Below are 15,803 nucleotides of genomic sequence, written 5' to 3'. Positions count from 1 at the left end.
GTGGTGAACCGAAGGGACACCACTCATGACTCGCATCGCCATCAACGGATTCGGCCGCATCGGGCGCAATGCGCTGCGCGTGCTGCTCGAGCGCGACAGCACCCTCGAGGTCGTCGCCGTCAACGACCTCACGGAGCCGGCCACCCTCGCGCGGCTGCTCGCCTACGACACGACGGCCGGCCGGCTCGGCCGCCCGGTCACCGTCGACGGGGACGCCCTCGTCGTGGACGGCCGTCGCATCAAGGTCCTCGCCGAGCGCGAACCGGCGCAGCTGCCGTGGGCCGAGCTGGGCGTCGACATCGTGCTCGAGGCGACTGGCCGCTTCACCTCGGCCAAGGCCGCCCGTGCCCACCTCGACGCGGGCGCGCGGAAGGTGCTCGTCAGCGCGCCGTCGGACGGCGCCGATGTCACGCTCGCGTTCGGGGTCAACACCGACGCGTACGACCCGGCCCTGCACACGATCATCTCGAACGCCTCGTGCACGACCAACGCGCTCGCACCGCTCGCCGCGGTGCTCGACGAGCTCGCCGGCATCGAGCACGGCTTCATGACGACGGTGCACGCCTATACGCAGGAGCAGAACCTGCAGGACGGCCCGCACCGGGACGCCCGCCGCGACCGCGCCGCCGCGGTGAACATCGTGCCGACCACGACGGGCGCCGCCAAGGCGATCGGCCTCGTGCTGCCGAACCTCGAGGGCAAGCTGTCGGGCGACTCGATCCGGGTGCCCGTTCCGGTGGGATCGATCGTCGAACTCAACACGACCGTCGCCCGCGACGTGACGCGCGACGACGTGCTGGCGGCGTACCGCACCGCCGCGGAGGGGCCGCTCGCCGGCATCCTCGAGTACTCGGAGGACCCGCTCGTGTCGTCGGACATCACGGGCAACCCCGCCTCGTCGATCTTCGACTCGGCCCTCACCCGCGTCGACGGCCGGCACATCAAGGTGGCCGCCTGGTACGACAACGAGTGGGGCTTCTCGAACCGCGTGATCGACACGCTGGAGCTGCTCGCCACCCGCTGACCGGACGCCGGGGCACCCCGCCTCCGGCCGCCGCGGCGCCCAACGCTTCCCGTGGGCGCTCCGGTCGGCCGGTCGGCCGGTCGGGCCAACTGGAGCGCCCGGTCCGGCGATAGCCTGGGCCGCATGGACGAGCTCGACGGAGTGGAGATCATCGCCTTCGCGGACGCCGGGGCGTTCGAGGACTGGCTGGCCGGGCACTTCACCCGCCAAGAGGGCGTGTGGATCAGGATGGCCAAGAAGAACTCCGGCATCCCGAGCGTCACCTCCGACGAGCTGGTCGACATCGGGCTCTGCTACGGCTGGATCTCCGGGCAGCGGCGCTCCCAGGACGAGCGGCACTACCTGCAGAAGTACGTGCCGCGCCGGCCCAGAAGCCTGTGGTCGCGGGTGAACGTGGAGAAGGTCGAGATGCTGACCGCCGCGGGGCGGATGCGCGAACCCGGGCTGGCCGAGGTGTTCAAGGCGCAGGAGGACGGGCGGTGGGCCGCGGCCTACGCGTCGCAGCGGACGGCGGCCGTGCCGCCCGACCTCGCGGCCGCGCTCGACGCGAACCCCGCGGCGGGAAAGGCGTTCGAGGCGCTCGACAGGACCGGGCGCTATCTGACGATCCTGCCGTTGCTCCAGGCGCTCACGCCGGAGAGCAGGCAAGCCCGGCTCGAGAAGGCCCTGCAACTGCTGATGAACGGCGAGACCTCCGGATAGCGGCGTCGGCACGGTCTCCCGCCCGGCGGGCGTCCCCCCTGGCGGTCACCGCGACCGGCCTGCCCGTGGGCTCGCCCCCGCCCGGTCTGCACACCGTGCCCGACGGCCCGGGCTGGGTGCTCGCCCGGCTGGCCTGGCTGCCGGTGTTCGCCGTGGCGCTGCTGGTCTGCCGGGCCGCGTTCCGCCCCTATGAACAGGGGCGGCCGAGAACGGGCGGCCGGGTCGTACGCAAGGGGCGCCCGGCCCGGCCGGCGGCACCGCGGACCTGGCTCCAGCTCCGGCCGGCTACGGACGGCCGGGCAGGGCGGCTCCCTCGCACAGCGATCCGTCCCCACGCGCGCTTCGCGCCGGCCGGCGGGTCATGCCGACGCCGACGAGGACCACGGCCATGCCCGCGACGGTCCTGAGGCTGACGTCCTCGTGGAGCACGATCGCGCCCAGCGCCACCGAGACCACCGGCAGCAGGTATCCGACGGTGGCGGCGTTGGTGGCGCCCTCGTCCGCGATGAGCCGGTAGGTGAGGTGGAAGGTGATCCCGGTGGCGAAGATCCCCAGGACGACGACAGCCAACAGGGCTGCGGGGCCGGGGTGTACGGGCGCCAGGCCGCCGATCGGCAGGGTCAGCGCGCTGAGTCCCGTCGCGGCGATGAGCTGGGACGCGGAGAGCGCGATGGTGGCGGTGCCCTTCCCGACGAGATGGCGCCCCATGTAGGCGAACGCGACGGCGTAGCTCGCCGCCGCCCCGAGGATGGCGGCGGAACCCCAGCTGACGAGTCCGTTCCGTCCCCACGGGGCGAAGATCAGCAGCGTGCCCGCGAATCCGAGGAGGAGTCCGCCCAGGCGGGCGGGGTGGAGCCGGCGTTCCGTGCCGATGGTGAGGCCGATCAGCAGGGACCAGAGCGGGGTGGTCGCGTTCAGGACGCCGGCCACGCCGGAGTCGACCGTCTGCTCCCCGACGCTGAACAACGCGAACGGCAGGGCGTTGCAGAAGAAGGCGGCCACGACGACATGGCCCCAGGTCGCGCGGTCGCGGGGCAGGTGGCGGCGCGACGAGAAGCACAGGACCAGCAGCACCAGGGCGCCCAACGCGCAGCGGGTGAACGTCACTTGAGCGGGCGACAGGCCGTCCAGGGCCAACTTGATCCACAGGAACGTCGATCCCCACAGCAGGGCGAGGACGCCCATCCGCACCAACGCCATCGGGCCGGACCCACCACTGCCGTTGTTGCTCACGTGCTGTCTCCCTGTTCGGTCTTCCGTCTCAGGTGATCACCGTGCCCCGAGTCGATACGACAGGACAAGAGAAAAGAGTTGCATGCACCATTAAGCTCTCCTACATGCTCGATGTGAGACGGATGCAGGTGCTGCGGGCGGTCGTCACCAGTGGTTCGGTGACCGCGGCGGCGGCGAATCTGGGGTACACCCCCTCCGCCGTCAGCCAGCAGGTGGCGGCGCTGGAGAAGCAGGCCGGGACGGCGCTGCTCGAACGCTTCGGCCGGGGCGTACGGCCGACGGCGGCCGGACTGCTGCTCACCGAGCACGCGGCCGTGATCAGCAGGAACGTCGCGGAGGCGGAGACGGCACTGGCCGACCTCCGGGCCGGCCGGACCGGGCAGCTGTCGGTCCGCTACTTCGCCACGGCGGGCGCGACGCTGGTCGCGCCCGCGCTGGCACGGCTGCGTGACGAACATCCGGGGGTACGGATCGACCTCAAGCTCGTCGACCCCGAGGATCCCCTGCCCGAGGTGCAACAGGGCCGGGCCGATCTGGCGATCGTGGTGCACCCACGCGACCGGCCCAGCGCGGGCATCCGTCTCGTGCACCTGCTCGACGACCCCTACCGCGCCGTACTGCCCAAGGGACACCGCCTCGCGGCGAAGAAGGTGCTGGATCTGACCGACCTCGCCGACGAGCCCTGGGTCGGCAACGAATGGCCCGCGGGCCCCTGCCTCGAAACCGTCGTCGACGCCTGCGCCGCGGCCGGCTTCAGCCCGGACTTCGTGGTCGAGAGCGAGGACTACGCCACGGCCCAGGGATTCATCGCGGCCGGCCTCGGAGTCGGTCTGATGCCGACGCTCGGACTGGGGAACCGCCATCATCCCGGCATCGTGGTGCGCAGAGTCCGCGGACCGGAGCCGGTCCGGGCGATCTACGCCGCGGTACGCGAGACCTCGCCGGCCCAGCCCGCCCTGCTGGGCCTGATCGACGCCCTCCGGGACGCGGCGGCCCGCTGAGCCGCCGCGTCAGGCCGTGATCAGCGTTTCACCGCTCGCAGGATGACGAACTTCGGGTCGCTCGCGACGACTTCGCAGTTGCCGAAGAGCCGGCGCAGCTTCACGTGGTAGCCGAGATGCCGGTTGCCGATCACCCACAACTCGCCCCCGGCGCGCAGCGCTTCGCGGGATCCGGTGAACATGTTCCAGGCCGTCGTGTCGGTCGTCGCCTGGTGACTGTGGAACGGCGGGTTGTTCAGCACCAGGTCCACCGAGCCGGCGGGGACGGACGACAGGCCGTCGTCGACCAGGAACTCGGCCTTGGCGTCCGGTCCGGCATTGGCCCGGAAGGTCGCCTCGGCCGACGCCACCGCGGAGAAGGACTCGTCGATGAACGTCACGTCGGCGCCGGGGTTGGCCAGCGCCGCGGCCGTTCCGACCACGCCGTTGCCGCAGCCCAGGTCGACGACGCGCTCGGGGCCGTCGCGCTGCGGGAGGTTCCGGAGGAAGAACCGGGTGCCGATGTCGAGGCGTTCGGCGCAGAAGATGCCCGCGTGGTTGGTGACGGCCAGGCCGGAGGCCGCGCCGACGTCGCCGGGCAGCTGGTACGTACGCGGCCACGGGCTGTCGGTGCGGACGAGCGCGGGGTCCGGCGTACTGAAGATGAGGCGAGCCTTCTTGGCGGCCAGCGACGTCCTGGTGGGACCGATGAGCTCTTCGAAGAGGGTGAGCGTCGAGGTGTGGATCTCGGTGACCATGCCCGTGCCGACGACGACGGTGCCCGCGTGCAGCCGCGGTGCGAGCCGGTGCAGTTGGTCCTCCAGGAGCGCGAGGCTCTTGGGCACCCGGACCAGCAGGACGTCGATGCGGTCCGGGACCGGGTCCATGGCCGAAAGCAGCCGTACCGTGCCGGGCTCGGCCCCGCTGCGCGCCAGGTTCGCCCGGGTCGCCTGCTGGGCGAGGAAGGAGTCGGTGATCTGTACGGGGCGGTGCGCGGCGAGCGAGGTGACCAGCGCGCCCCACCGGTCGCCCACCACGACGACGGTGCCGGAGAGGTCCACGGGCGCCGGCTCGCCGCCGTCCGGCGCGCTGCCGTCCAGGTGCCGCAGCAGGTACTCGTCGGCGGCGTCCCAGGCACGGAGCCTGTCGCGGGGGTCCTCGGGGAAGCGGGTGAGGTCGTACGCACCCGATGACGTCGTCAAACGGTTCATTGTGCCCTCAGGCTAGCCGAGTCCCCCGGACGTCCGGGCCACGCCGCCGGGCGGGCACCGGACGGGCACCGGACGGCGGGACGGGCGGCGGGACGGGCGGCGGACCGGGGCGGACCACTACGGCTCCGGGACGCTGTCCGTGGTGAAGGTCCACGACAGCAGGGCGGTGGCCTCGTCGGTGTCCGCCCCGGTGGAGCGGTAGGTGGCCAGGGCTGCCGGGTTGTCGCGGTCGGTGAGCACCCACATCCCGTAGCAGCCGCGCTCGCGGGCGAGCGCGGCCAGCCCGGTGACCAGGGCGCGTCCGATGCCGCGCCGCCGGTGCCCCTCGGCCACCCCGAGCTCGTAGAGGAACATCTCGGTCCCCTTGTCCGGGTGGGTCATCTCCACCCCGGTGACGAACCCGGCCGGCTCCGCTCCCCGGTAGGCCACCAGCAGGTGATGGCCCGGCTCGGCGAGGAACCGGGCCGCCCACTCCGGACGGGCCGGCCCGTCGAAGAGGGTCTCCGCGTCGATCACGTCCGCCGCCCGCGTCACCCGCCGGATGTCCAGCACCTTCGCCTCCCGGTGTACGGAACCACGTTGTCCCAGCACGGTCCTGCCCGACGCGTACCCGCGCCCGTTCACCGTACCCAGCGGTTCCGGCCTTAGGTCGTGTGCTGCGAGATGCGGACGCTGCTTCCAGCGGTCGGTGGGAAGCGCGGCCTCGCCGCTGAGGCGGCCACCGGCCCGGGTGCGGAAGCGCTGGGCGGCCTGCGCCAGGTCCTCGTCCGCGAGTTCGGGGAACTCCGTGAGGAAGCCGAGCACCGCGCTCGCCACCGGCAGTTCGGCGGCGTCGGTCGCGAGACGGACGTCCTTGGCCGCGAGCGCCACGGAGAAGTGCGCCTCCCGCGCGAACGCCGCCCTGGAAGGGCAGACGGGCGCCCCGCTCTTCGACCGGCTGCCGCGGATCGGTTTCGTCGCGGCCGAGTGGATCGCGAAGCAGGGCTTCGTCGCGGCGGGACTCGGCGTCACGCTCGTCCCGGCGCTGGCCGCCGCCTCGGTGCGGGCCGACATCGCCCTTGTGGCCCTGCATCCCGACGACGTCCCGGGCCGCGCCGTCCACGCCGCCACCGCGCGCGGCCTGTCACCGTCCCCGGCGGTCGGCGTGTTCCTCGGGCTGCTCGACGGGGCCGTCGCCGGACTGCTCGCCGGCCTCGAAGCCGGCACCGGGTGAGGGGTTCACAACGGGCAACGGGCCCGGACATGGAGCAGGGCCCGAGAGCGTGTCCAGCTCCCGGGCCCCTGTTGATGCCGCCCATATGCACACGCCGGCGCGAGTGGGTACGGGTCAGTTTTACGTCGTCTTGTTCTGCCATTGAACTACCGCCGCAGGAAGGAAGCGGCGGACCGGATTCGAACCGGCACCTGACGACCAAGCCCGAACCCGGTGGATCCGGCGATCGGCGGCGAATGCTGAGTCTGGAGCAAGAGTCTGAGATTGATCGCGGTCTGCCTCTGCCAGTTGGGCTACCCCGGCCGGTAGTGCCGGGAGAGGGACTCGAACCCCCACTGGAACCACGTCGTCACGACAAGCTTCAGGCTGAGCTTTGCGCTCCTGGCGCACCCTCCGCACATAGGCGGAGGGGGTCTGTTGGGGTGTGGCCGGCTACGGGCCGAGAAGGTAGCCGAGTACGGCGTCCCCGACCCGCTGGTCGGTGACTTCCGCGCTGTTGGCCTCCTCGCGGGCGAACTTGACCGCGTTCTGCAGCTTCTCCACCCGCTCGAGCAGCTCGTTGACGCGCCGGGCCGGAAGGGCGCCGGAGAACTTGACGGTCGTCCAGTAACCGACCGGCACGTCCTCGTAGTACACGTCGACCTGGGCGGGGTGCTTCTCCGTCGCCTCGGCCTTGACGTGGTTGCGCGGCACCTTCTTCGTACGGATGGTGCGTACCGGCTCGGTCTTCCACGCGTCGCTCGACGGGTCGAGGTTCCACGACTCCGAGGCGTCGAGCACCGGCAGCTTGCGGATGAAGGTGTGCAGGTCCACCAGCTGCTTCTCCAGGAACAGCAGGTACGACACCGGCACTTCCCGCACCAGCGGGCGGCCGTCGACCGTCACGTCGGCGCGGGCCTCGCAGTTCGCCCAGTCCTTGGTGGCGGTGACGTCGAAGAGCCGGGTGAGGGTGACCGCGGTCGTCCGCAGTACGTCCTCGGCCTTGATCTGGACCCGGGTCGACTCGGGGGGCAGCTGTTCGCCCTCCTCGTCCTTCGGCTGATAGGTCCGGGAGAGCCCGGAGAGCAGAACGGGCTTCTGCAGGTCGTGATGGGAAGCGGTCAGTTCCTGTTGGGACTTGGACTTGACGCCCTTCTCGACCGCGATGATCTGATTGAGTTTCGCCACAGGAGGACGCTAACAGGCCCGAACCCCTTGATCGAACGAATATCCGCCGGAAGGCCCGCGGCAACCGCCGTGCACAGGAGCGGTCTTGGCGGACCACGGGCCCCGGTGGCTCAGTGCGGCGGCTCAGTGCGGCGGGTGCGCGCAGCCGCCGTAGTGGTCGGCCACGACGCGGGTCATCGCTCCGCGCGGGTCGGACGCCACCTGGGTCGACGAGAAGAAGACGTTGCCGCGCACCTGCGGGAAGTCGCGGTCGAAGGTGAGATGGCGGGAGAGCTCGGCGGGGTCCTGCCAGGCCGCGGGCTGGCCGGCGACACCCACCTTGTACAGCGCCTCGCCCACGTACAGGTCGACGTCCGTTCCGGAGACCACATCCGCCCACCAGGGGACGAGCTTGGCGTAGTCGGCGGCCGGGAACCCGATGTTCCAGTACACCTGGGGAACGATGTAGTCGATCCACCCCTTCTTCACCCACCCGCGGGTGTCGGCGTGCAGGTTGTCGTAGGTCTGGACGCCCGCTGTGGTGTCGGAGCCGAGCGGGTCGGTCGCCCGGTTGCGCCACACCCCGAAGGGGCTGATCCCGAAGCGGGAGTGCGGCCGGATCCGCTTGATCCGGACGGCCGTCTCACGCACCAGCCGGTCGGTGTTGTCGCGCCGCCAGGCCGCCCGGTCGGGGAACCCGGAACCGAAGGCGGCGTACGCGGCATCGTCGTCGAAGACCTGCCCCGCCACCGGGTACGGATAGAAGTAGTCGTCCCAGTGCACCGCGTCGACCGGATAGCGCCGCACGGCGTCGAGCATCGCGTCCTGGACGAACCGCCGCACCTCCGGCAGCCCCGGGTTGTAGTACAGCTTCCCGCCGTACGGGACGACCCACTCGGGGTGCAGCCGGGCCGGGTGGGTCGGGGTGAGCAGGTTCGGGTCGGTGTTGTTGGCGATGCGGTACGGGTTGAACCAGGCGTGCAGTTCCAGACCGCGCCGGTGCGCCTCGCGCACGGCCGTGCCGAGCGGGTCCCAGCCGGGGTCCTGGCCCTGGGTCCCGCTGAGGTACTGCGACCACGGCTCGTACGGCGACGCCCACAGCGCGTCCGCGGTGGGCCGGACCTGGAGGATCACCGCGTTGAGCCGGCGCTCGACGGCGGTGTCCAGCAGATCGAGCAGTTCCCGCCGCTGCTCCGCCGCCGGCAGGCCGGCTGCGGAGGGCCAGTCCGTGTTGGCGACGGTCGCGATCCACATACCGCGGAACTGGCGCGCGGGCCGCTCCCGTTCCGTGGTCCCGGCCTTGGCGGCCGCCGCCGCGGGTGTCCCGGTGGCGGCCGCCAGGGCCACCGCGCCCACGGTGCCGATGGCTCCCACGGCGAAGGTCCTGCGAGTGATGTGCCCCATCCGTGCCCCCTGATCGTCGGGTGCTGTCCCGCTGATGATGGTGCGGCCGGGGGGCTGGAGCAATCCTCCGCACCGGCGGAGTAACGTCGGAGCGGGCGGGCCCGCTACCGCGTGGTGCGCCCGCTTATTCCTGTACCACAGCGAAAGGCTTACGAGTGAGCGACATCCAGCGCGTCGGAGTGGTGGGGGCCGGGCAGATGGGCTCCGGTATCGCGGAGGTCTGCGCCCGTGCCGGACTGGACGTCCGGGTCGCGGAGACCACCGGCGAGGCCCTGGAGCTCGGCCGTACCCGTCTGACGAACTCCCTCGGGAAGGCCGCGGAACGCGGCAAGATCACCGAGGAGGAGCGGGACGCGACACTCGCCCGTCTGAGCTTCACCACCGACCTCGGCGAATTCGCCGACCGTGACCTCGTGATCGAGGCCGTGGTCGAGAACGAGCAGGTCAAGACCGAGATCTTCCAGGTCCTCGACCAGGTGGTGACCCGGCCGGACGCGATCCTGGCCTCCAACACCTCGTCCATCCCCCTGGTGAAGCTCGCGGTGGCCACCTCGCGTCCCGAGTACGTGCTCGGGATCCACTTCTTCAACCCGGCCCCGGTGCAGAAGCTCGTCGAGCTGATTCCGGCCCTCACCACCGCGGACGACACCCTCAAGCGCACCGAGAGCCTCGTCACCGACGTCCTCGGCAAGCACGCGATCCGCGCCCAGGACCGCTCCGGATTCGTGGTGAACGCGCTGCTGGTCCCGTATCTCCTGTCGGCGATCCGGATGTTCGAGTCCGGAATCGCCAATCGCGAGGACATCGACAACGGTATGGAAATGGGCTGCGCGCACCCGATGGGCCCGCTCAAGCTTTCCGACCTCATCGGTCTGGACACCATTGCCGCCATCGCGGATTCGATGTACCACGAATTCAAGGAGCCGCTGTACGCCGCTCCCCCGCTGCTCCAGCGCATGGTCGACGCGGGCCGGCTGGGCCGTAAGACCGGGGCCGGTTTCTACCAGTACTGACCGCATTGATGAACCAGTGAAAGAGCCGGCCCGCCGTTCCGACGGCGGGCCGGTCCGTCATCCGTGGGCGTTCTCGTAGGCGCTGACGACTTCCTCGGTGGGGCCGTCCATGAGGAGCTCGCCCTTCTCCAGCCACAGCACCCGGTCGCACGTGTCGCGGATCGATTTGTTGTTGTGGCTGACCAGGAAGACCGTGCCCGCTTCCTTGCGCAGTTCGCGAATACGCTCCTCCGAGCGGCGCTGGAAAGAACGGTCGCCGGTGGCCAGCGCCTCGTCGATCATCAGCACGTCATGGTTCTTGGCAGCCGCGATCGAGAACCGCAGCCGGGCCGCCATACCCGAGGAATACGTCCGCATCGGCAACGAGATGAAATCGTCCTTCTCGTTGATTCCCGAGAACTCCACGATTCCCTGGTACCGCTCGCGGATCTCCTCCTGCGACATCCCCATCGCCAGACCGCCGAGCACGACGTTCCGCTCGCCGGACAGGTCGTTCATCAGCGCGGCGTTGACCCCCAGCAGCGAGGGCTGGCCGTCGGTGTAGACCCGGCCGCTCTCCGGCGGCAGCAGACCCGCGATCGCCCGCAGCATCGTCGACTTGCCCGACCCGTTCGACCCGATCAGACCGATGGCCTCACCCCGGTACGCGGTGAAACTCACCCCGCGCACGGCGTGCACCAGCCGGACGTTGGGCGACGACTTACGGGACACCAGGCGGCCGAGGGCGGCCGTCGCGCTGCCCTTGCTGTTCCCGGCGCCGTGCACCCGGTAGACGATGTGCACATCGTCCACGATGACGGTCGGGATACGGGACCGGGCCGGAGCCGGAGCCTGAACGGCGGTGCTGCCGGCGGCGCTCCGGTCGGTGCCGGTGCCGGTGGCGCGCTTCTCGATCTCCACTGTCTCAGCCACGGCCGTACTTCTCCTCAGCCTTCCAGAAATACACGTACCCGCCGACACCCACCACGACCGCCCAGCCCACCGCCACCGCCCACACGTGCGGCGGCATCTCCTCGGCGGTCACGCTGTCGATCAGCGCGAAGCGCATCAGGTCGATGTACACCGCGATGGGATTCACATCGAGCAGGATCTTCACGAAATACGGTGCCGTCTTCGTGAAATTGCTGATGCTGTACATCACGCCGGAGGTGTACATCCACGTGCGCAGGATGAACGGCATCAGCTGCGCGAGGTCCGTCATCCTGCTGCCCAGCCGGGCCACCGCCAGCGCCAGGCCGGCATTGAAGATCGACTGGATGAACAGCGCCGGAATCGCCAGCAACCACGACCAGGTCGGCACCTCGCCGGTCATCAGCACGATCGAGAACAGCACCAGCATCGACATCAGCAGCTGCTGCAACTGCATCAGCGTGAACGCGATCGGCATCGACGCCCGGGGGAAGTGCAGCGCCCGGATAAGGCCCAGGTTCCCCGCGACCGCCCGCACGCCACTCATGATCGACGACTGGGTGAACGTGAAGATGAAGATGCCCGTCACCAGGAACGCGATGAAGTTGTCCACACCGCGGTCGGTACCCAGCAACAGCCCGAAGATCAGGTAGTACACCGCCGCGTTCAGCAACGGCGTCATCACCTGCCACAGCTGACCCAGCCGGGCATCGGTGTACTGCGCCTGCGTCCGCGCCTTCGCGAACTCATTGATGAAGTGCCGCCGGCCCCACAACTGCCGGGTGTACTCGCCGAGGCCCGGCCGGGCACCGCTGACCGACAGCCCGTACTTCGCCGCCAGCTCAGCGGCCGACAGCCCGCCGTCCGGGCTGTCCAGGTCCTGCGCCGCCGCGGGGGCGTCCGTGTGCAAGGTCATGTGACGCGCTTTCGTTCGAGGCGAAAACGGGGAGTGAACACGACACGACGGAACGGATCCGTCTCGTCGTGTGGTCCGACGGTAGAGCATCCGTTGAATGGAACGCAACCGTTCCGTCGCCACGTCACGCTAGGCTCGGTGGCATGCCAACGGAGCCCCGAACCCCTCGTCGCGCCCCCGCGGGAGCCGCCGTGCTCCGGGAGGACGTGACGGACGCCATCCGCAGCGCCGTCTTCGACGAGCTGGCGGCGGTCGGCTACGGCCGGATGTCCATCGAGGGGATCGCCCGCCGGGCCGGCGTCGGCAAGGCCGCGGTCTACCGGCGCTGGCGTTCGAAACTGCCGCTGGTCCTCGACACGGTGTCCGCCGTGGCGGTCCAGGGCATGCCCGCACCGGACACCGGCTCGCTCCTCGGTGACGTCCGGTTACTGCTGGAGGTCACCGCGCGCGCCCTGCGGCATCCGGTCGCGTCGCAGATCATCCCGGACCTGCTCGCCGAGGCGGCGCGCAATCCGGAGATCGCCGCGGCCCTGCAGACGGCGCTGCGCGACACCCAGCGCGGTATCTCGGCGGCCGTCGTGCGCAAGGCGGTCGAGCGCGGCGAACTGGCGGCGGGAACCGACGCGGACCTGTCCCTTGACCTGATCGCGGGCCCGCTCTACTGGCGGCTCGCCGTGATCCGCTCCCCGCTGCCCAAGGGGTACCTCGACAGCCTCGCGGCGGCCACCGTGACCGCCCTGAAGGCGGCCGGGGCGGCGCGCTGACCGCGCCGCTCCGGCCCGCGGCCCGGCCGCCCGGTCAGTGCTCGGGCGACCGGATGGACACGATCTCGCCCTTCCAGAGCTGGAACCAGTGCCCTGCCGCGAGGAGCTCCTCGGAGGCGCTGTTGAGGGCCGCGACTCCGTCACGGGTGTGATGGCGGTCGGAGAGATAGACCTCGACCCGGCCGCGGCGTTCGCGGACGACCGCGCCGACATCGGGTTCGAGAGGGGCCAGGAGATAGACGATCCGGATCACGGTATTCCCCATCGATGGCACGCGCGACCGGCCGAATCCAGGCACCGGATGCGCGTCACGGGGAAACGTACCGCCGGGTCCACACCCCGACAACAGCTGTACCGGCCAACAACCGCAAGGGAATCCGACCCCGCGAGCGAGCCTCCGCGACCGCCCCGCAGCGCACCTTCCGGCGGCTACCGCTCCTCGGCCCGCGCCCGCTCCCACGCCTCGACCGTGGCGCGCAGCCGTCGGCGCTCAGCGGGCGGCATGGCCTCCGCGTAGGTGACGATGACGCGCATGTCGTCGTCGTAGCCCTGCACCTCGTCCGAGACCCAGCCGAGGAACTGCTCGGCGGCGGCCCGCTGCACGAGGGCGGCCGGCCGGCGCAGCGCGGCGGCGATGGCGCGCAGCTGGACGGGGCCGGGAGCGGTGGCGACCTGGCCGCGGGCGAGCTTGTGCAGATACGGCTTGGAGACGGTGGCCCCGGTCACCGGGTCGATGGCCCGGTCGGCGAGGTCCTGGTACGAGTCCCCGGCCGTCTGCGCCTCCTGGACCAACCGGGACAGCTGATCGTGGCGTTCACTGCCCACCATGCCCACCGTCCCAATTCGTAGACGAAACGTCTCTCAAGTGCTTCACTATTTTTACATGAGACCGGACCATCCCCATAGAGCACTCTCCCCCGTGATCCTCAGCCTCCCTCTCAGCACGCTCACCATCGTCGTCGGCGGACGCCGCGCGCTGGTGCCCGCGGTCGCCGTCGCCGCCCTCTCCCTCCTGCTGCTGATCGGCGCCGCCGCACCCGCCGTGTGGTCCCGCAGACCCGCACGGCGGGCGGCCGCACTCCACGTCCTGAACAGCCTGCTCGGCCGCGAACATCACCCCAGGCGCAGATGATGCAGCATCAGCAGCGCGGCGGCCATGTTCGACGCGGGGACCTCACCCCGCGCGACCATGTCCGGCACGGTCTTGAGCGGCACCCACTCCCGCCGGTCCGACTCGAAGTCGTCCTCCGGATGACCGACGTACTCCGCCTCCTCCGACCAGTAGACGAAGTGGCGTGCGTCGGTCAGGCCGTTGGAGGGTTCGACGGTCAGCAGGTGCTGCAGCCGCCCCGGTCGCCAGCCGGTCTCCTCCAGCATCTCCCTGGCCGCCGCCGTCTCGATGTCCTCGCCGTCCTCGACGACCCCGGCCGCGAGCTCCCAGCCCCAGCTGTCGGTGATGAACCGGTGCCGCCACAGCAGCAGCACCTCGTTCGCCTCGTTGACGGCGGTGGCCAGCGCGACCGGCCGCAGCCTGATCAGGTAGTGGTTGAGATGACGCCCGTCGGGGAGTTCGACATCTGCGAGATTGACGCGCATCCAGCGGTTTCTGTACACAGTTCGCTCACTAAGGTTCTTCCATTGCACGATTCCGCCACCTTCCTTTCGGATGGTGACAACATCGCAGCTCGCGTGAGCGTCACAACGGAACGCGGAGCAGCTCGTCGATGAGCCCCGCGGCCTGGACCACCAGCACGCTGTCGTAGGCGGCCAGATGGCCGCGGACCGCCGCGAACCGGTCGCGCAGACGCTGCGATTCCATACCCCGCCCCTGCTCCACCATCCGGACCGCCAGCGTCGCGGCGTGATCGGCCTCGCCCCGGCGCAGCTCCACATGGGTCAGCACGGCCAGCCGGTGCACCCGTCCCCGGGCGTGCGACGGGGAACTCACCGCCTGGACGGCGTGTTCGAGGGCGGGCCGCAGCTCACCGAGGCTCAGGAACGCCTCCGCCAACTGCACGTCCACCAGCCCCGGTTGGACGTAGGCGGTCTCCGCGGGCTCGTCCTCGGTCCTGATCCGCTGCTCCGCGGTCTCGGCGAGCCGGCCGCAGCGGTGGGCGCTGGGCCGGTCGCCGAGCCGCCCGTACGCCTTGGCCTGCATCGCGTACAGATCCGCCGCCAGCGCGGGAGTGACGTTGTGGCCCGCCGTGCGCAGCGCCGCCTCCGCGAACGCCACCGCCTGCCGGTAGTCCCGCAGATGGAGCGACTGGTAGACCAGCATGCCCACCACGCAGGCGCCCAGCCCCCGGTCCCCGGACGCCTTGGCCAGCCGCAGCGACTGGTGGAAGTAGCGCTGCGCGAGCCCGTGCGCGTCGGTGTCGTAGGCGCAGATCCCGGCGATCCCGACGAGCGCCCCGACCGCGCGGTGCAGCTGCCGGCCGAGGGGATCGGAGTAGCGGCCGCGCAGCAGCGGCGCGGCCTGGGCGTTGAGGAACCCGACGACGCGGTCCCGGGTCGCCACGCCGCCCGCTCCCCGGTACAGCTCCTCGTAGTGCGCGCGGGCGGCGTGCAGCATGGCCACGTCCGCGCCGGTCACCCGCTGCACCCCGGTCCGGGAGACGTCCATGTCCTCCGGCGGGTTCTCCCACTCCCACAGCGGCATGACCGCCTTGGGCCCGGTCAGTACGGGCGCGGTGCGCACATGGGGGCGCTGCTGTTCGTCGGCACGCCATAACGCCGTGGCGCGTTCCACGAAACCCGTCAGCGGGGTACCCGCCGTCTGGACCACGGCTCCCCGGTCCATCCCGATGTCGGCGAGGGTCAGCGGGCGTTGCACCAGGCCGCCGAGCACCTCGCGGATCAGATCGGGCACCTCGCCGCGGGGCCGCTGGCCCTTGATCCAGCGGGTCACCGCGGTGCGGTCGTAGCGGAGCGGCATTCCCCGGGCCCGGCCGAGTGCGTTGATCCGGGCGGCCAGCCCCGCATGGGAGGCACCCGCCTCGTCGAGGACGGCGTCGAACAGCGTGTTGGGTTCCATCCGGTCCCCCTGGTTTCGCCCACTGCGCGCAGCGTAGTACCAGCCCGTTCACACGGGGTGTGAGCGGAGCACCCGCATATGCCGGTCGCACACGCTCCCCCGGGAGTTGGCGGCGGGATTGACTGTGCCCCGGGTCGCCGACTCCCCCTCGTGCATTGGCGGCGGCCCACCCCGCACCGCCCGCCCTGCGTTGCCAGGCACACCGCGGCAGGACGGGTGGTGCGGTCCGCGACGATCTCTGGGAGGCCGACCGT

Annotated in this window: 18 protein-coding genes and 1 pseudogene; 8 read left to right on the top strand and 11 right to left on the bottom strand. The window is 70.9% G+C overall.

Annotated elements, in window-relative coordinates; genetic code table 11:
* Positions 1–25 precede the first annotated feature (25 nt).
* The 3 genes and pseudogenes from gap to G3I60_RS45915 all read left to right on the top strand — a co-directional run.
* Positions 26–1,024: a type I glyceraldehyde-3-phosphate dehydrogenase gene (gene gap, locus G3I60_RS33660; protein WP_164608104.1), complete on the top strand. Its 999-nt coding sequence runs from the start codon at positions 26–28 to the stop codon at positions 1,022–1,024.
* A 123-nt stretch (positions 1,025–1,147) separates the two neighbouring features.
* Complete coding sequence (locus G3I60_RS33655; protein WP_164297038.1) at positions 1,148–1,726, top strand: YdeI family protein; 579 nt, start codon at positions 1,148–1,150, stop codon at positions 1,724–1,726.
* A gap of 26 nt (positions 1,727–1,752) precedes the next feature.
* Positions 1,753–1,938 (top strand): annotated as a pseudogene (locus G3I60_RS45915) (acyltransferase); the annotation flags it as partial.
* 73 nt (positions 1,939–2,011) lie between these two features.
* Here G3I60_RS45915 and G3I60_RS33650 read toward each other — a convergent pair.
* Positions 2,012–2,911: a DMT family transporter gene (locus G3I60_RS33650; protein WP_164297068.1), complete on the bottom strand. Its 900-nt coding sequence runs from the start codon at positions 2,909–2,911 to the stop codon at positions 2,012–2,014.
* A gap of 152 nt (positions 2,912–3,063) precedes the next feature.
* On the opposite strand from G3I60_RS33650, the gene G3I60_RS33645 reads away from it, so the two are divergent.
* A complete protein-coding gene (locus G3I60_RS33645; protein WP_138352716.1) occupies positions 3,064–3,960 on the top strand; it encodes a LysR family transcriptional regulator in 897 nt (298 codons plus the stop codon).
* Positions 3,961–3,980: 20 nt separating this feature from the next.
* Here the strand turns inward: G3I60_RS33645 and G3I60_RS33640 are convergent, their stop codons facing one another.
* On the bottom strand, positions 3,981–5,150 hold the full coding sequence (locus G3I60_RS33640; protein WP_164297040.1) for a methyltransferase: 1,170 nt from the start codon (positions 5,148–5,150) through the stop codon (positions 3,981–3,983).
* Between the two features lie 117 nt (positions 5,151–5,267).
* Entirely contained in the window at positions 5,268–5,699 is a 432-nt protein-coding gene (locus G3I60_RS33635; RefSeq protein ID WP_138352729.1) for a GNAT family N-acetyltransferase, read from the bottom strand.
* Between the two features lie 304 nt (positions 5,700–6,003).
* On the opposite strand from G3I60_RS33635, the gene G3I60_RS33630 reads away from it, so the two are divergent.
* On the top strand, positions 6,004–6,363 hold the full coding sequence (locus G3I60_RS33630; protein ID WP_203674527.1) for a LysR substrate-binding domain-containing protein: 360 nt from the start codon (positions 6,004–6,006) through the stop codon (positions 6,361–6,363).
* Between the two features lie 432 nt (positions 6,364–6,795).
* Here the strand turns inward: G3I60_RS33630 and G3I60_RS33625 are convergent, their stop codons facing one another.
* On the bottom strand, positions 6,796–7,530 hold the full coding sequence (locus G3I60_RS33625) for a hypothetical protein (RefSeq protein ID WP_138352719.1): 735 nt from the start codon (positions 7,528–7,530) through the stop codon (positions 6,796–6,798).
* A 123-nt stretch (positions 7,531–7,653) separates the two neighbouring features.
* Positions 7,654–8,913 (bottom strand): glycoside hydrolase family 10 protein, encoded by a 1,260-nt coding sequence (locus tag G3I60_RS33620; protein WP_164297045.1) that lies wholly within the window; start codon positions 8,911–8,913, stop codon positions 7,654–7,656.
* A 155-nt stretch (positions 8,914–9,068) separates the two neighbouring features.
* On the opposite strand from G3I60_RS33620, the gene G3I60_RS33615 reads away from it, so the two are divergent.
* Positions 9,069–9,926, top strand: a complete 858-nt coding sequence (locus G3I60_RS33615) for a 3-hydroxybutyryl-CoA dehydrogenase (protein WP_138352721.1) — start codon at positions 9,069–9,071, stop codon at positions 9,924–9,926.
* A gap of 57 nt (positions 9,927–9,983) precedes the next feature.
* Here G3I60_RS33615 and G3I60_RS33610 read toward each other — a convergent pair whose 3' ends face one another.
* Both G3I60_RS33610 and G3I60_RS33605 read right to left on the bottom strand, forming a co-directional pair.
* Complete coding sequence (locus tag G3I60_RS33610) at positions 9,984–10,733, bottom strand: ABC transporter ATP-binding protein (RefSeq protein WP_343241786.1); 750 nt, start codon at positions 10,731–10,733, stop codon at positions 9,984–9,986.
* A gap of 97 nt (positions 10,734–10,830) precedes the next feature.
* Positions 10,831–11,751 (bottom strand): ABC transporter permease, encoded by a 921-nt coding sequence (locus tag G3I60_RS33605; protein ID WP_164297070.1) that lies wholly within the window; start codon positions 11,749–11,751, stop codon positions 10,831–10,833.
* Between the two features lie 143 nt (positions 11,752–11,894).
* Here G3I60_RS33605 and G3I60_RS33600 point away from each other — a divergent pair, with 143 nt between their 5' ends.
* Entirely contained in the window at positions 11,895–12,515 is a 621-nt protein-coding gene (locus G3I60_RS33600) for a TetR/AcrR family transcriptional regulator (protein ID WP_138354863.1), read from the top strand.
* Positions 12,516–12,549: 34 nt separating this feature from the next.
* Here the strand turns inward: G3I60_RS33600 and G3I60_RS33595 are convergent, their stop codons facing one another.
* Entirely contained in the window at positions 12,550–12,768 is a 219-nt protein-coding gene (locus G3I60_RS33595; RefSeq protein WP_164297049.1) for a hypothetical protein, read from the bottom strand.
* A gap of 176 nt (positions 12,769–12,944) precedes the next feature.
* On the bottom strand, positions 12,945–13,343 hold the full coding sequence (locus G3I60_RS33590) for a hypothetical protein (protein ID WP_138354861.1): 399 nt from the start codon (positions 13,341–13,343) through the stop codon (positions 12,945–12,947).
* A 91-nt stretch (positions 13,344–13,434) separates the two neighbouring features.
* On the opposite strand from G3I60_RS33590, the gene G3I60_RS33585 reads away from it, so the two are divergent.
* Positions 13,435–13,647 carry a hypothetical protein gene (locus tag G3I60_RS33585; protein WP_138354860.1) on the top strand — a complete coding sequence of 71 codons (213 nt, stop codon included), beginning with the start codon at positions 13,435–13,437 and terminating at the stop codon, positions 13,645–13,647.
* Here the strand turns inward: G3I60_RS33585 and G3I60_RS33580 are convergent.
* Positions 13,629–14,159 (bottom strand): NUDIX hydrolase, encoded by a 531-nt coding sequence (locus G3I60_RS33580; protein WP_138354859.1) that lies wholly within the window; start codon positions 14,157–14,159, stop codon positions 13,629–13,631. The genes G3I60_RS33585 and G3I60_RS33580 overlap by 19 nt on opposite strands.
* Before the next feature lie 52 nt (positions 14,160–14,211).
* Positions 14,212–15,549, bottom strand: a complete 1,338-nt coding sequence (locus tag G3I60_RS33575; RefSeq protein WP_164297052.1) for a transcriptional regulator — start codon at positions 15,547–15,549, stop codon at positions 14,212–14,214.
* Between the last annotated feature and the right edge of the window lie 254 nt (positions 15,550–15,803).

Origin of the sequence: Streptomyces sp. SID13666 (assembly GCF_010548325.1) — a bacterium.
Taxonomy (GTDB): Bacteria; Actinomycetota; Actinomycetes; order Streptomycetales; family Streptomycetaceae; genus Actinacidiphila; species Actinacidiphila fildesensis.
Note: the sequence above shows the minus strand (reverse complement) of the source record. Positions and strands in the feature narration are given on the sequence as shown.

Excerpts from the sequence above, each read along its gene's own strand:
- gap (WP_164608104.1), top strand. The coding sequence starts at position 26 with ATGACTCGCATCGCCATCAACGGATTCGGCCGCATCGGGCGCAATGCG.
- G3I60_RS33655 (WP_164297038.1), top strand. The coding sequence starts at position 1,148 with ATGGACGAGCTCGACGGAGTGGAGATCATCGCCTTCGCGGACGCCGGG.
- G3I60_RS33650 (WP_164297068.1), bottom strand. The coding sequence starts at position 2,911 with ATGGGCGTCCTCGCCCTGCTGTGGGGATCGACGTTCCTGTGGATCAAG.
- G3I60_RS33645 (WP_138352716.1), top strand. The coding sequence starts at position 3,064 with ATGCTCGATGTGAGACGGATGCAGGTGCTGCGGGCGGTCGTCACCAGT.
- G3I60_RS33640 (WP_164297040.1), bottom strand. The coding sequence starts at position 5,150 with ATGAACCGTTTGACGACGTCATCGGGTGCGTACGACCTCACCCGCTTC.
- G3I60_RS33620 (WP_164297045.1), bottom strand. The coding sequence starts at position 8,913 with ATGGGGCACATCACTCGCAGGACCTTCGCCGTGGGAGCCATCGGCACC.
- G3I60_RS33605 (WP_164297070.1), bottom strand. The coding sequence starts at position 11,751 with ATGACCTTGCACACGGACGCCCCCGCGGCGGCGCAGGACCTGGACAGC.
- G3I60_RS33600 (WP_138354863.1), top strand. The coding sequence starts at position 11,895 with ATGCCAACGGAGCCCCGAACCCCTCGTCGCGCCCCCGCGGGAGCCGCC.
- G3I60_RS33590 (WP_138354861.1), bottom strand. The coding sequence starts at position 13,343 with ATGGTGGGCAGTGAACGCCACGATCAGCTGTCCCGGTTGGTCCAGGAG.
- G3I60_RS33575 (WP_164297052.1), bottom strand. The coding sequence starts at position 15,549 with ATGGAACCCAACACGCTGTTCGACGCCGTCCTCGACGAGGCGGGTGCC.